This window comes from Streptomyces sp. NPDC086554 (assembly GCF_040686095.1).
Classification (GTDB): Bacteria; Actinomycetota; Actinomycetes; order Streptomycetales; family Streptomycetaceae; genus Streptomyces.
On sequence record NZ_JBFBJK010000003.1, the window covers coordinates 21,593 to 36,319 of the forward strand.

The following is a 14,727-nucleotide window of genomic DNA, read 5'->3' on the forward strand; positions in this document are numbered from 1 at the left end:
AGTCACCCCTGCGCGGACGTCATCGCAGGTCGGGCGGGGTGTCCAGTTCGCCGGCCAGCTCCGCGATCGTCTCAGGGCCGACCCGGCAGCACCCGCCGATCAACCGTGCCCCCGCGTCCCGCCAGCCGGTGACCCGGCCCGCGCTGAAGCGCTGGGGCCCCCGCCAACTCTTGGTGTCCGCGTCCCATGTCTCGCCGCTGTTGGGGTAGACCACCACCGGCTTCCCGGTGATCCTCACGGCCAGGCGCACCGCCGCGTCCGCGTCACGCGGGTCGCAGCAGTTGACGCCCACCGCGAGGATCTCGTCGGCGTCGGCCGCGAGCGCGAAGGCCTCGGTCAGGGGCTGGCCCGCGCGGGTGAAGCCGCCGGAGACCGTGTACGACAGCCATGCGGGGACGCCGAGGCCGCGGACCGCGCGCAGCAGCGCCCGAGCCTCGTCCGTGTCCGGCACCGTCTCCAGGGCGAGGACGTCGGGCGCCGCGTCCGCGAGGACCTCCAGGCGCGGACGGTGGAAACGCTCGAGCTCGGCCACGGTCAGGCCGTACCTGCCCCGGTACTCGGAGCCGTCCGCGAGGATCGCCCCGTAAGGGCCCGCGGAGGCCGCCACCCACACCTCCCGGCCGACACCCGCCCCCGCGTCCCGCGCCAACTCCACGCTCAGACGCAGCAGTTCAGCGGTGCTCAGGGCATCGATGCCCTGCTTGGCGAAGCCCTCGAACGTCGCCTGATAGCTCGCCGTGGTGGCGATGTCCGCGCCCGCCTCGTAGTACGCGCGGTGCGCCGCCGCGATCGCCTCCGGCTCGTCGGCCAGGAGCCGCGCCGACCAGAGGGCGTCGCCCAGGTCGTGCCCGGCGGCCTCCAGCTGGTTGGAGAGACCGCCGTCAAGGACGAGCGGGCGGCGGGTCAGGGCCTGTGCGAGTCTCACGCCGTCGACGCTAGCCGAGGCGCGGGCAGCGGGAAGTGGCAGGCGACCTGGTGTCCCGCACTGTTCGGGGTGCTCACCGGCGGTTCCGTGGTCGAGCACACCTCCTGGGCCATCGGGCACCGGGTGCGGAAGCGGCAGCCCGTCGGAGGCTTCGCGGCCGACGGTGTCTCGCCCTCCAGGGGTGTGCGGTCGAGGCCTGCCGCCGCCTCCGGGTCGGGCAGGTTGACCGTGTCGAGCAGCCCGCGCGTGTAGGGGTGCAGCGGGTGGGCGTACACCTGCTCGGCGGGGCCCGACTCCACCAGCTTGCCGAGGTACATCACACCGACCGTGTCCGCCAGGTGGCGCACGACGGCCAGGTCGTGCGAGATGAACAGATACGTCAGGCCGCGTTCCCGCTGCAGCTCCCGCATCAGGTTGAGGATCTGCGCCTGGACGGACACGTCGAGCGCGGAGACCGGCTCGTCGGCGATCACCAGATCGGGGGAGAGCGTCAACGCCCGTGCCAGGCCGAGGCGTTGACGCTGCCCTCCGGAGAACTCGTGCGGATAGCGGTGCACGGCGCCGCGCGGCAGGCCCACCGAGTCCAGGAGTTCGGCGACCAGCTTCTCCTGGTCGGCCCGGCTGCCGACGCCCTGGATGACCAGCGGCTCCCGCAGGATCTCGCCGACCCGCATCCGGGGGTCCATGGCGGCCGTGGAGTCCTGGAACATCAGCTGCACGCGCCGCCGGTGCGCACGCCGCTCGCCCCGTGACATGTCCGCCGGGTCGCTGCCCTCGAAGCGGACGCTCCCCGCCGTCGGCTCCTCAAGGCCCGCGACGATCCGCCCGAGCGTCGTCTTGCCGCACCCGGACTCGCCGACCATGCCGAACGTCTCGCCCTTGCGGATCTCCAGGGAAACCCCGCCGACCGCGCTGACCGTGCCCCTGCGGCGCGAGAACGTGCCGCCCTTGAGGGGGAACTCCTTGACCAGCGCGTCGAGTTCGAGGAGCACGTCACCGGAGGCGCGCGGCGCGGGCACGGTTGCCGGGACCACGACCTCGGCCTCCGACGCGTTGTCCGGCACCGGGTGGAAGCAGGCGAACCGGTGTTCACCGCCCCCCACTTCACCGCCCCCCACTTCATCGTCCGCGAGCGGCGGCTCCTGCGTGCGGCACTCGTCCGTGGCGAAGGTGCAACGCGGCGCGAACCTGCACCCCGTGGGGCGCACCGCCAGGTTGGGCGGAAGGCCGGGGATGGTGTGGAGCTCGGTGCCGTTGTCGGCCGCACGCTCGGGGAGCGAGGCGAACAGCGCCTCGGTGTAGCGGTGCCGGGGCCGCGCGAACAGGCCGCGCACATCGGACTGTTCGGCGACCTTCCCCGCGTACATCACCGCGACGCGGTCGACCCGGTTGGCGATGACACCCAGATCGTGGGTGACCAGGATCATCGCCATGCCGAGCCGCTGCCGCAGACCGTCGATCAGCTCCAGGATCTGGTGCTGCGTCGTCACGTCGAGCGCGGTCGTCGGCTCGTCGGCGATCAGCAGTTTCGGCTCGCAGACCAGGGCCATGGCGATCGCCACGCGCTGGCGCATGCCGCCCGACAGCTGATGCGGATACGCCTTCATGCGCTCGGCGGGCTGTGGCATGCCGACCAGGCGCAGCATCTCATCGGCGCGCGCCCAGGCTTCCTTCCTGCCCAGGTCGGTGCGGTGCAGCAGGAGCGGCTCGGCCACCTGCGCGCCGATCGTCATCGTCGGGTTGAGGGAGGTCAGCGGGTCCTGGAAGACCATGCCGATGGTGTTGCCGCGTACGTCCTGGAGGACGGGAGCGGGCGCGGCGGCCAGGTCCTGTCCGTCGAACAGGACGTGCCCGCCGGTGACTTGACCGCCGGGCGGCAGGAGCCCGAGGACGCTGAGCGCGGTCATCGTCTTGCCGCAGCCCGACTCGCCCACGACGCCCAGGGCCTCGCCCGGGGCGAGTTCCAGCGAGACGCCGTCGAGGGCGTGGACGGTGCGGTCGCGCGATGCGATGTCGACCCGCAGGTCTTCGATCTTGAGCAGGGGCTCGGTCACCTTGAGCAGAAGTTCGGTCATGTTGTCGGTTCTCCCTCTACTTCCGCAGCCGCACTTCGAACGCGTCCCGCAGCCCGTCACCGATGAAGTTGAACGCGGCGACGACAAGGACGATCGCGATGCCCGGCGGGAAGATCAGCCACCAGTAGCCGTTCTGGGTGTAGGTGATGCCGGCCGACAGCATCGAGCCCCAGTCCGCCGACGGCGGCGGGATGCTCAGCCCCAGGAAGGCGAGATAGCTGACGTAGAGGATCGCGTCGGCGATCTGGAAGGTGCAGTTGACGATGACCGTGCCGATGGCGTTCGGCACGATGTGCTTGAAGACGGCCCGCGCACCACCGCCGCCCATCATCCGCATCGCCTGCACGTAATCGCGGTCGCGCAGCGAGAGTGCCTCTCCGCGCACCAGACGGGCGGGTGAGAGCCAGGCCACCGAGGCGATGATGACGATGAGGACGCCCTTGCTCGGCGTGATGATCGCGGCGACCACGACGAGCAGGAACATCGCGGGGATCGCGAGCGCGGCGTCGGTGATCCTCATCATCGCCGCGTCCACCCAGCCGCCGAAATACCCGGCGACCGCGCCGTACACGGTCCCGAAGAGCGTCGCCAACAGGCCTGCCGCCAGGCCGATTTCAAGCGATGTCTGCCCGGCGACCATCAGGCGTCCGACCATGTCGTAGCCGAGGTCGGTGGTGCCCAGGAGGTGGCCTGAGCCGCCCGGCGCGAGGTTGGCCTGGGACAGGTCGGTGTGCACCTGCTCGGTGGAGTGGAGGAGCGGCCCGAGGTAGCTGAAAGCGAGGAGCAGGACCAGGACCACCACGCCCGTCAGGGCGAGCTTGTTGCCGGTGAAGACCTGGAGGGTGCGGCGGGCCAGCGAGGGCGTGGCCTGCGCCGCTTCTTCCTGACCGGGGGCGGTGACAGGGGCGGTCGCGGTACTCATGCCACGCTCCGTATCCGGGGGTCGAGGACGGCGTAGAGGATGTCGGTGAGCAGTGAGCCGACGACGGTGGCGACACCGACGACGAGCGTCACGCCGAGCAGCACCGGGAAGTCGGAGCCCTGTGCCGCGTTCCAGAACAGCAGCCCCATGCCCGGGTAGTTGAACATCGACTCGACGACGAGCGCCCCGCTGAAGAGGGTGGGCAGATAGAGGCCGAGCAGTGTCGCGAGGGGGATCAGCGCGTTGCGCAGCACGTGCCGGACCATGATCCGGCGGCTCGACTGGCCCTTGGCCATGGCCGTACGGACGTATTCCTCGGTGAGGTTGTCGAGGACCGCCGAGCGCATGTATCGGCTGAACATCGCCACGATGCCGAACGCCATGGTGACGACGGGAAGCACCAACCCCGTGAAGTCGCCGAGGAGTTCACCGATCGTCTCGCCCTGCGGCGCCTCCGCCGGGAGGATCGGCATCACCTGCGCGAACAGGATGATCATGATGAGGCCGAGGAAGAACACCGGCGTCGCGTAGAGGAGGAAGGCGAGCCCCGTCAGCGCGTAGTCCGACGCCTTGCCGCGCCGCACGGCCTGCAGCAGACCGAGCGGCACGGCGATGATCACCGCGAGGGCGGTGGAAAGGACCGTCAGGAGCAGCGTCTTCGGCAGCCGCTGTTTGAGCAGCTCGGACACCGGCGAGTTGAGCTTGAAGGACTCGTCGAGGTCGCCCGTGAAAAGACGCTTCAGGTACATTACGTACTGCGCGGGCAGTGAACGGTCGTACCCCTGCTGGTGGTTGAAGTGCTCGATCTGCTGCGGGGTGCCCTTCGGGCCGAGGATCGCGCGGGCCGGGCCGCCGGGCAGCATGTGAAGCAGCGTGAAGACGATGACGGAGACCAGGAACAGCACGACGAGCGCCTGAAGGAAACGCTTGACCAGAAAGCCGGTCACTTCTCGGCTCCCTTCTTCTTGACGTAGTACCAGTCCTGCGGCGAGAAGGTGACCGTCGGGTTCTGCCCGACCCCCCGCAAGTCGTTGCGGATCACGGAGACTTGGTACGCCGGGTTGGGCATCCACATCACGGGCAGCTGCTCGGCGAGGTACTCGCCGTACTCGTGCACGGCCTTCATGTCGGGGGAGTACTGCACGCCCCGGATGATCCGGTCGGCTTTCTTGTCGCTGTAGTTGCCGAAGTTGGCCGACGCGCCGGTCGAGAAGAGCTGCTCGCCGCTGGGGTTGAGCGAGTAGTACCAGCTGCCTGCCGTGCCGAAGAACGACATGTCCCAGTCGCAGCCGGGGTCCTTCGCCTTGCAGGGAACGGAGTTGCCGAGCACCGAGTTGAGCGGCTGCTGGCGGACGGTGAGGTCGATGCCCGCCTTGGAGAGCGAGGACTTCAGCTCCTGCATCATGTTCGTCGTCTCGGTGGAGCCGGACTGGGAGAGCAGGGTGAGTTCGAGCGGGGTGTTCTTCGCGATGCCCTTGCCGCACCGGTCGGCGCCCGTGCCCGGACGTACACAGCGGGCGGTGCCGTCCTGGGTCTTCCACCCGTGGGCCGCGAGCAGCTCGCGCGCCCTGCCGACGGAGAACGGATACCGGTTCTTCTCCATCGCATCGGACAGATACTGGCTCTTCGGGGTGACCGGCACCGGCCCCAGCGTCGGGGTCGCGCTGCCCTGCCAGACGACGTCGCTCATCGCCTTCTGGTCGACGAGATGCTGCATCGCCTGCCGGATGTAGAGCTGGTCCATCATCGGGCCCGCGTGCGTGGAGTTGAAGTTGTAGACGATGTACGTCGCCGCCCAGCCCTCCCACGGATCGACGCGGTACCCCTTCTCCTCGAACTTGCCCTTCTGCGCCATCACCGACGGCGGGATGTAGCCGTAGTCAACGCCGCCCGAACGCAGCACGTTGTACTCGGAGTCGGCGGTGGTGAAGGGCTTGAAGACGACCCTGTCGAGGTGCGGGTGCTGCGACTCGGGGCCGGTGTACTTCTCGTTCGGGACGATGGTGACCTGGCCGTTGTCGCGCCACCCGGCCAGCTTCCAGGGGCCGTTGACGGTCTTCCAGAGCGGATCGGTGCCGTACGAGCCGAGGCTCTTGGCATGCCGGGTGAGGCGTGCGAAGACCGCCTTGGCGCCCGCCTTCGTGCGGTCCCAGTCGGCGATCTTCCCGCCGTCGGTCTTGGCGTCCCAGGCGTGCTGGGGCAGCGCGCGCATCCGCGTGAGCTGGTTGGCGGTGAACCAGTCGGGGTTGTACGCGCGGCTCAGGTGCAGCCGGACGGTGTGGTCGTCGACGGTCTCGAAGCGCTTGATGTTGTCGGGCATCGCGCCGACCGCGTAGTTGCCCCAGTCCGCCTTGTTGGCCTTGAGGAGGTTGAACCAGAACTCGAGGTCGCGGGAGGTGACCGGCTCTCCGTCGGACCACTTCACGCCCTCGCGCAGCGGCACGGTCACGGTCCTGTTGCCGTCGCTGAACTTCGGTTCGAGGCCCAGGGTACTCGGGCCGTGCGTGGTCAGCTCTGCCTTGCCCTTCTCCTGCACGGCGTCGTACACGGGCGAGAACAGCAGCGACTGGATGCCGTAGTTGTACGAGGCGCCGTAGCCGGGCGGGCCGATCGGGAAGATCCAGTTCGGTGTCGCGGCGGGCGGCAGCGCCATCGTCGCCGTGCCGCCATCGACCGGAGTGCCGCCGGTGGGGCCCATGTCGACGCGGCCGCCCTCCTGAGTGCATCCCGTCAGCGCCGCCGCGAGGACGAGCAGCGCCGCGGCCGCGGACCTGAGTGAGCGCATGGCGATGGGCCTCCAAGGGGTACGGGACCTGCCCCGCGCCGGAGAACGACGGGGCGGCGCCCGAACGCTAGGACGCACGAGAAAACCAAGTCAATAGCTTCATTCGGCAAGAAGTCGAAAAGGCGGGAGGACTGGTCAACTTCCTTCGGGGCGACCTAGTGTTCGTCCCGTTGTCGAAGAAACACATCGAAACAACACCTCGAAGCAGCATCGGAGCACCAGGGGGCGGCATGGCCGGAACACCACTCGGCGAACCAGGATCGGCGCAGCACATCCTGCGACTGGTCTCATCGGGCGCCGCGTCGTCCCGGGCCGATCTCGTACGGGAGTTGGGGCTCGCCGCGTCCACGGTCTCGCTGCGGGTCCAGGAACTGGTCGACGCGGGCCTGCTCACCGAATCCGGCGAGGGAGCATCGCGCGGCGGCCGCCGCCCACGGCTGCTCCGCGTCCGCGCACAGGGCGCCGTCGCCCTCGCCGCGGACCTGGGCAGCCATCACGCACGCCTCGGCGCCGTCGACCTCGGCGGCACCGTCCTTGACGCCGTCGACCTGCCGCACGACATCACCGCGGGACCCGAGTCCGCCGTGGACTGGCTCTGCGAGCAGGTCGCCGAACTCGGCGCACGGCAGCGCGAAGCGGGCCGCACCGTCCGCGCGCTCGGCGTCGCCTTCCCCGGCCCCGTGCGGCCCGCCGAGGGCCGCGTCCTCAGCCCGTCCCGCATGCCCGGCTGGCACCGCTACCCGCTGCGCGACGTCCTCGCCGAGCGCCTCGGCATCCCCGTGACCGTCGACAACGACGCCACGATGATGGCCGTCGGCGAACACCGCACCGCACGGCCCGAACTCGACCACATGGTCGTCGTCAAGGCGGGCCGCGGCATCGGCAGCGGCGTCATCGCGGCGGGCCGCCCGCACGACGGCGCGAACGGCTCCGCCGGCGACATCAGCCACGTACGCATCGAGGCGGCGGGCGACCGGCCGTGCAGCTGCGGCAACATCGGCTGCCTGGAGACCGTGGCCAGCGGCGCGGCGCTGATCCGCGAACTGGCCCTGCAGGGCGTCGAAGTGGCCGACACCACCGAACTCCTGCGGCTCGTCGCGGACGGCGACCCGCAGGCCACCACCCTCGTCCGTACGGCGGGCCGGCACATCGGCACGGTCCTGTCCGTCGTCGTCAACTTCTTCAACCCGCAGGCCGTCGCCATCGGCGGGGTGCTCGCCACCGCCGAGCCGCTGGTCGCCGCCGTACGCGGTGTCCTCTACGAGCGCTGCCTGCCGCTCGCCACCGCGGACCTGGAGATCACCACCACGGTCACCGGCCGCGACGCGGGCCTGCTCGGCGCCGGCCTCACCGCCCTGCGCCACCACCTCCCGACCGCCCCGGCAGCGCAGGACCCGGCACCCAGGTCCCCGGCATCCCAGGAAGAGAGCGTCCACGCATGACCACCCCCGCCACCCAGCAGCGTCGCCTCCGCATCGGCATCGGCGGCATCGGCATCGAGTCCTCCACCTTCTGCCCGCACCGCTCCACCACCGACGACTTCCGTCAGACCCGCGGCCAGGAACTCCTCGACCGCTACACCTGGACCCAGGCGGACTCCGACCTGGCGTACACGGTCGAATGGGTGCCGCTGCTGCACGCGACCTCGCTGCCCGGCGGTCCGGTGGAGGCCCAGTCGTATCTCACCCTCAAGGACGAACTCGTCACCCGCATACGGGAATCGGGCCCCCTGGACGGCCTCGTCTACGACATCCACGGCGCGATGAGCGTCATCGGCCTGACCGACGCCGAAGCCGACCTGACGGAGGCCGTGCGCGCCGCGCTGGACGCCGTCGGCACCCCCGACGGCGGCCGCCCGATGATCTCGGCAGCCATGGACCTGCACGGCAACGTCTCACGCCGCTTCGCCGACCCGATCGACCTGCTCACCGCCCACCGCCTGGCCCCGCACGAGGACGCCTGGCAGACCCGCGAGCGCGCCGCGCGCCATCTCGTACGCTGCCTGCGCGACGGCACCCGGCCGCACCGCGCCTGGGTGCAGGTGCCGGTGCTCCTGCCCGGCGAGAAGACCAGCACCCGCCTGGAGCCCGCCAAGTCCCTGTACGCCTCGCTCGCCGAGATCGAGCAGCTGCCCGGCATCCTCGACGCCGCGATGTGGGTCGGCTACGCGTGGGCGGACGAACCGCGCTGCCAGGCCGCGATCGTCGTCACCGGCGAGGACGCCGAACTGGCCGCCGCCGAGGCCGAGAAGCTGGCCCGCCGCTACTGGGACGCCCGCCGCGACTTCGTCTTCGTCGGCCCGACGGGCAGCGCCGAGGAGTGCATCGAGCAGGCGGTGACCTCCACCGAGCGGCCCTTCCTGATCAGCGACTCCGGGGACAACCCCACGGCGGGCGGCGCGGGCGACCTGGCGTACATGCTGGGCAAGCTCCTGGAGAACGAGGCGATCCGCTCCGGGGAGGTCACCGCCGTCCACCCCGGCATCACCGACCCCGTCGCCGTCGCCCGCTGCTTCGAGGCCGGAGTGGGCGCCGATGTCACCCTGAGCGTCGGAGGCAAGGTCGACGCGAACCACGGCGGCCCTTACGAACTCACCGGCACCGTAGTGGCGTTGCAGCGCGCCGCCGAGCGGAAGGATCGGGCTGAAGGCGGCGCCTACGACCGGGGCGTCGACATGGCGGCGGTGCGGAGCGGCGGGGTGACCGTGATCCTGGTCGAGCGCCGCAAGCCCTTCCACACCCTCGCGGACTTCCTCGGCCCGGCCGAAGGCGGCCTTGGTATCGACCCGCGCACCTTCGACCTGGTCGTGGTCAAGATCGGCTATCTGGAGCCCGAGCTCTATGACATGGCCGCCGACTGGCTCCTCGCCCTCACCCCGGGCGGCGTCGACCAGGACCTGCTGCGGCTCGGCCACCACCGGGTGGAGCGCCCGCTGTATCCATTCGACGAGGATGCGTACGACACCGGGGCGGGACCTGACCTGACGGCCACTCAGCTGGCGCCGCTCGCCCGGTGATCGCCTGATGAGAAGGGGCTTCACCGGCCAGAACGGGTCTGCGAAGGTGATCCCTTCGAGCCGCGAACCCGTCCGGAGGAGCCCCCGTGAAGCGTGCCGCCACCCTGTCCGCACTGGTCTGCCTGCTGGCCGTGACCGCCGCCGCGCCCGCGTCGCCCGACGCGGCGAAGCGGCCGGACCGCCCCCACGGCAGCCTCCTGGACTCCATCCCGAAGACGGGCGTCCTGAAGGTGTGCACGACGGGTGACTACCGCCCGTTCACCCACCTCGACCCCGCCGACGGAACGTACAGCGGAGTGGACATCAAGATGGCCGAGGACCTCGCCGAGAGCCTCGAAGCGAAGCCCTCGTACGTGGCGACGACGTGGGCGAACCTGACCAAGGACGTCGCGGCGGGCCGCTGCGACATCGCCGTCGGCGGCGTCTCCATCACCCTGCCGCGCGCCCGCCAGGTCTACTTCGGCGAACCGACCCGCGAGGACGGCAAGACGCCGATCATCCGCTGCGCCGACAAGGACAGGTTCGGCGACGGCACGCTGAAGGACATCGACAAGACCGGCACCACCGTGATCGTCAACCCCGGTGGCACGAACGAGCAGTTCGCGCGCGCCAACATCAAGCAGGCCACCATCAGGCTGCACCCGGAGAACACCACGATCTTCCAGGAGATCATCGAGGGGCGTGCGGACGTGATGATGACGGACGCGAGCGAGACCCGCTACCAGTCCAAGATCCACCCCGAGCTCTGCTCGCTCCACCCCGACAAGCCCTTCACGTTCTCCGAGAAGGCCTACGCACTGCCGCGCGGGGACGAGGAGTTCAAGGAGTACGTCGACCAGTTCACCCACCTCGCCACGCACGACGGGACATACGCGGCCTACGAGGCGGAGTGGATGGGCGGCGCCTGAGGGCCCTGGGGCCCGGCCCCCAGGGGGTATCCCTGGGACGGTCCCCGAGGCCAGAGGGCGTGCGGCAGTCCTAACGTCCTTGCCATGCCTTCCTCCCGTGAACGGTGCATCCACAGCAGGCAGAGCGGCCGGCTCGCCTCGACCACCACCGCCGACATCGACGAGCTCGTGGCCGGGCTCAAGGACCGACCGCGGGTCGTGCTGCACTTCCACGGCGGGCTCATCGACGACGCGCTGGGGTTCGCGACCGCCGAACGCCTCGCGCCCGTCTACGAAGCGGCCGGGGCCGACCCCGTCTTCTTCGTGTGGAGCAGCGGGCTCCTGGAGACGCTGCGGGGGAACCTGCCGCAGATCCTGAACGAGAGCGTCTTCCGTACGCTGCTCAACAGGGTCACGCGTTATGCGACAGGCATCGTCTTCCAGGAGCCGGGGCAGCGGGCCCTCGGGGTGGTGGCCACCCCTACCCCGAGGGCCGTCGCGGCGGAACTCGCCCAGGTGCGGGCGGGACAGGAGCCGTACGCACGGCTGACCGCCCCGGCCGACGTGCCGGAACTGAGCGACGAGGAGCAGCGGCAGCTGGCTGCCGAGCTCTCGACGGACCTCGAACTCGCCGAGCGCACACGGGAGATCGTCAACTCGGTCGCACCGGCGCCCGCAGAGCAGGCCGCCGCGGCGCGAGACGCCATCGGGGGGCGTGCCGCGGCGGCCACACTGATGTCACCCGACATCGTCGCCGAACTCGTGGACCGGGCGGGGACGGGGGAACGCGCCCTGGTCAGCACCGCGTTGCTCGTACGCAAGACCGTGCGCGTGGTGGCCGCCGTCGTCGGGCGGTTCCGGCGGCGCACCGACCACGGGCTCTATCCGACGGTCGTCGAGGAGATCCTCCGCGAGTTCTATCTGGCGGGCGTGGGCGCGGCGATCTGGGACGCGATGAAGCGGCAGACCGCCGACACCTTCGCCGCCGGTGACGAGGCCCGCGCCGGACGGTACTTCCTCGACCGGTTCGCCGATCTGCTCGCCACCGGCAGTCGGCCCCAGGTGACCGTCGTCGGCCACAGCGCGGGCGCCGTGTTCATCGGCAACCTCCTCGACGACATCGCCCGCAGGCGCGCCGCGGCCGACGACCCTTCCCCAAGCTCTCAACTGCGTTCGAGCAGGGGACACCCCATCCCGCCCGACTTCCGCTTCCGTGACGTGGTGCTCCTCGCGCCCGCCTGCACGGTGTCCCAGCTCGCACCTGTCGTACGCCGCCAGGCCGAACTCTTCGACCGGTTCCGGATGTTCACGATGAACGACCCGGCGGAGCGGGCCGACCACCTGGTGCCGTTCCTGTACCCGAGGTCGCTGCTCTACTTCATCTCCGGCGTCCTGGAACGCGGGCAGGACAAGAAGTCCGCCGTCATTCCGGTCGCCGGCATGCAGCACTGGTACCTCGACGCGGCGGCCGTGGACCGCGACTCGGCCGACCTGCGCGACTTCCTGGGCGCCAACCCCGCCCGGACCGTGTGGTCACCCGACGACGGCGGCCCCGGACTGCGTTCGGGCGCCATCAGCCACACCGCGTTCGACGACGACCCAGACGTGCTCGCGAGCATGGCCGACATGCTCGCCGACTGACGCCACCGACGGGGGAGATACGCATGAACGATCTGCACTACGCAGTGGTCGTCGGGATCAACCGGTACCCGGCCATCGGCGACCTGCAGGGGGCACGGGGCGACGCTTGCCGGTTCCACGAGTGGCTCGTCGACCCCGGGGGAGGTGCCGTGCCCGAGGCCAATGTTCACCTGGTCACCGCGACCGAGGAGGACGAGCGCGTTGACGACTTCCTGAGCGCCGTGCCGACCAGGGACTACGTCGACCGGGCGCTCTACCGCTCGCACACGGCCGTGGGGAAGGCCGTCGAGGCCAGGCCGGAGGAGGAGCGGACCGACGCGTGGCGGGCGACCAGACTGTACGTCTTCCTGGCGGGGCACGGGTTCTCGCCGTCCAACAACAGCGACGCGGCGCTGCTCATGGCCAACGCCGCGCGGGACTACATGGGCAGCCACATCGCCGTACGCCAGTATCTGAACTGGTACGAGTCGGCGTCGCCGTTCCACGAGGTGGTCTTCCTCGCCGACTGCTGCCGCACCCGCTTCGGCGGCGTGGAAGCCTTCGCCCCGCCCTTCACCGGAAGCACCGAGGCGCCCGACGACGTCGACTACTTCGTCGGTTTCGCGACGTCGCTCGGCGACCCCGCCTACGAGGAGCAGATCGCCGACCGTGACGGGGCCAGGGGGCACTTCACGACCGCGGTCCTTGAGGGGCTGCGCGGCGCGAGCGCCACCCCGGCGGGCACGGTCACATCCGACGGCCTCGCCAACTACGTCACGACGTCGGTGCGGGCCAGGACCGGGGGCGCGCTGGTGCCGCAGCAGGCCAGGTTCATCACGGGCGCAAGTGCCCCGATGGTCTTCACGCGGGGTGTGGAGGACCCGTCGGCCCCGGTGACGCTGCGCTTCCCCGAAGGCTTCCGCGGCTGGGTGCAGCTGCGGGGCGGCGCCCCCGGCGAACCACCGATCAGGCTGCACGTCGACGCGGCGGAAAGCGTCGAGAAGCTCAAGCCCGGGATGTACCGCGCCATGCCGGAGAGCGTGAACGCGGTGGACTTCAGGGACGGCGGATTCTTCGAGGTAATGACAGGCGGTGGCAATGGTGTCCAGCTCTGAAGACCGGCGGCACACACGAGAAGAGGCCGCGGCCGGGGTGCCGTTCGTCGTCGTCCCGGACACTCCGTCGGTCCTCGTCACCGTCACGGACTCCGCGTTCCGCGAGGTCGCGCACGCGATGGGGACCATCGACACGACGCTGCCGCCCGGCATCTACCGTATCGAGCAGCGGTTCGGCGGCGAGGTGGAGAGCCGGTTCGTCGAGGTCGGCACCGAGCCCTTCACCGAACGGCTCGCGCTGCCCCGCATGCCCACGCCCACTCCGGTCGAGGGCACCCCGACCACCCGTGAGGACCACCGTGCGGCGGCGCAGCGCTGGAGCACCCGCGCGACGCACGGCGACGGCACGCCCACCCTGATGGTGCTGATCCGCAATCTGCGCCGGGGCTGGCAACTCGACCCGTACGCCCTGGAGGTGGCCGGCGAGGACGGCACGCCCGTGGACGGCGGAGCCGGCGGCTGGGAGCCGTCGGGCGGCGAGGAATGGTCGGCCTGGAGCGGCGAACTGCCGCCGGGCGGCTACCGGTTGCGGATGCGCAGGGAGCCCGCCGACGGGCTGCCCCTTGCGCAGGCCCTGTATGTGCTCGACGGGTGGACCACCCTGGTGTTCGTGAGCAACGGGCCGCAGGGCCCGCAGCCGCAGTTCGCCTCCATCCAGATGGTGCGCCACGGCGCCGGCTGGCAGTCCACGGACCGCGCGCTCGGCCTCGCCCTGGAAGCGGCGCTCTCCGGACTGCGGCAGGGCATCGACCTGGTGTCGACCCGGCAGCTCGTCGAACTGCTCGACGCCAAGACCCTCAACCCGTTCATGGGGATCATCGGCGCCCACGCCCTGCTGCTGCACCCGGTGCCCGATCTGGCGCGGATCGGATCCCTGGTGGGCAACCTCCTGCACGAGGCCCCCCACCATCCGGACATCGCCGCGCTCTCCACGCGGATCGGCGAACCGGTGGCGCCCGTCGTCTCGCCTCCCATGCTCGCCGCGTCCTGCCGCCTCCTGGTCAAGGCGGACTCGGTCGACCCGGGGGTCCTGAGGGACGGTTCGGTGGCGGAGAGCGTGGCGGAACACATCGTCGGGCGCGGCGTGTGGACGACCTGGCTGGAGCAGGAGCGCGGGCCGGCCGGCGCGGGGGCCCGGGACGCCTTGCAGACTGCTGGAGCGCCGACCTCCGTCAGTCTGAAGTGGTCCAGGGAGGCCGATCCGGTCGACCGGGTCCAGCGGTACGTCATGGACATCGCGAGCGTGGAGGACAAGACCGTCGACGACGTGCTGAGCAGCCTGGAGCCGAAGGACCTGTGCCGCAGGACCGGCCTGCCCCACAAGGCGGTCGACAGGGCGATCGAGCAGCTCAGGCGCCCGCAGGGGGAGTGAGGCGTGGACG

At 70.7% G+C, this 14,727-nt stretch carries 11 protein-coding genes; 6 read left to right on the forward strand and 5 right to left on the reverse strand.

All coding sequences use genetic code 11. The features are described 5' to 3' along the window. Positions 1-19 precede the first annotated feature (19 nt). The 5 genes from mmuM to AB0O76_RS05115 are packed head-to-tail and all read right to left on the reverse strand — an operon-like array spanning position 20 to position 6,707. Positions 20-925 (reverse strand): homocysteine S-methyltransferase, encoded by a 906-nt coding sequence (mmuM, locus tag AB0O76_RS05095; RefSeq protein WP_365485617.1) that lies wholly within the window; start codon positions 923-925, stop codon positions 20-22. Continuing rightward, positions 922-3,000, reverse strand: coding sequence for an ABC transporter ATP-binding protein (locus AB0O76_RS05100; protein WP_365485619.1), 2,079 nt, complete (start codon positions 2,998-3,000; stop codon positions 922-924). Before AB0O76_RS05100 ends, mmuM begins: the two co-directional genes overlap by 4 nt. Positions 3,001-3,016: 16 nt before the next feature. Beyond that, positions 3,017-3,922, reverse strand: a complete 906-nt coding sequence (locus AB0O76_RS05105) for an ABC transporter permease (RefSeq protein ID WP_365485621.1) — start codon at positions 3,920-3,922, stop codon at positions 3,017-3,019. Beyond that, complete coding sequence (locus tag AB0O76_RS05110) at positions 3,919-4,869, reverse strand: ABC transporter permease (RefSeq protein ID WP_365485623.1); 951 nt, start codon at positions 4,867-4,869, stop codon at positions 3,919-3,921. Before AB0O76_RS05110 ends, AB0O76_RS05105 begins: the two co-directional genes overlap by 4 nt. Next, the gene (locus tag AB0O76_RS05115) at positions 4,866-6,707 is read right to left on the reverse strand and encodes a peptide ABC transporter substrate-binding protein (protein ID WP_365485625.1); all 1,842 of its coding nucleotides are present in this window, start codon (positions 6,705-6,707) and stop codon (positions 4,866-4,868) included. The genes AB0O76_RS05110 and AB0O76_RS05115 overlap by 4 nt, the downstream gene beginning before the upstream one ends. A gap of 230 nt (positions 6,708-6,937) precedes the next feature. Between AB0O76_RS05115 and AB0O76_RS05120 the strand changes: the two genes are divergently transcribed. The 6 genes from AB0O76_RS05120 to AB0O76_RS05145 all read left to right on the forward strand — a co-directional run bounded on the left by AB0O76_RS05120 (position 6,938) and on the right by AB0O76_RS05145 (position 14,717). After that, positions 6,938-8,149, forward strand: a complete 1,212-nt coding sequence (locus tag AB0O76_RS05120; protein ID WP_365485627.1) for an ROK family transcriptional regulator — start codon at positions 6,938-6,940, stop codon at positions 8,147-8,149. Then, positions 8,146-9,723 (forward strand): M81 family metallopeptidase, encoded by a 1,578-nt coding sequence (locus AB0O76_RS05125; RefSeq protein ID WP_365485629.1) that lies wholly within the window; start codon positions 8,146-8,148, stop codon positions 9,721-9,723. Before AB0O76_RS05120 ends, AB0O76_RS05125 begins: the two co-directional genes overlap by 4 nt. 86 nt (positions 9,724-9,809) lie before the next feature. Then, positions 9,810-10,631, forward strand: a complete 822-nt coding sequence (locus AB0O76_RS05130; protein ID WP_365485631.1) for a transporter substrate-binding domain-containing protein — start codon at positions 9,810-9,812, stop codon at positions 10,629-10,631. An 84-nt stretch (positions 10,632-10,715) separates the two neighbouring features. Beyond that, positions 10,716-12,251 carry a hypothetical protein gene (locus AB0O76_RS05135; protein WP_365485633.1) on the forward strand — a complete coding sequence of 512 codons (1,536 nt, stop codon included), beginning with the start codon at positions 10,716-10,718 and terminating at the stop codon, positions 12,249-12,251. Positions 12,252-12,274: 23 nt separating this feature from the next. Further along, entirely contained in the window at positions 12,275-13,345 is a 1,071-nt protein-coding gene (locus AB0O76_RS05140; RefSeq protein WP_365485635.1) for a hypothetical protein, read from the forward strand. After that, a complete protein-coding gene (locus tag AB0O76_RS05145; protein ID WP_365485637.1) occupies positions 13,332-14,717 on the forward strand; it encodes a hypothetical protein in 1,386 nt (461 codons plus the stop codon). Before AB0O76_RS05140 ends, AB0O76_RS05145 begins: the two co-directional genes overlap by 14 nt. The last annotated feature ends 10 nt before the right edge of the window (positions 14,718-14,727 follow it).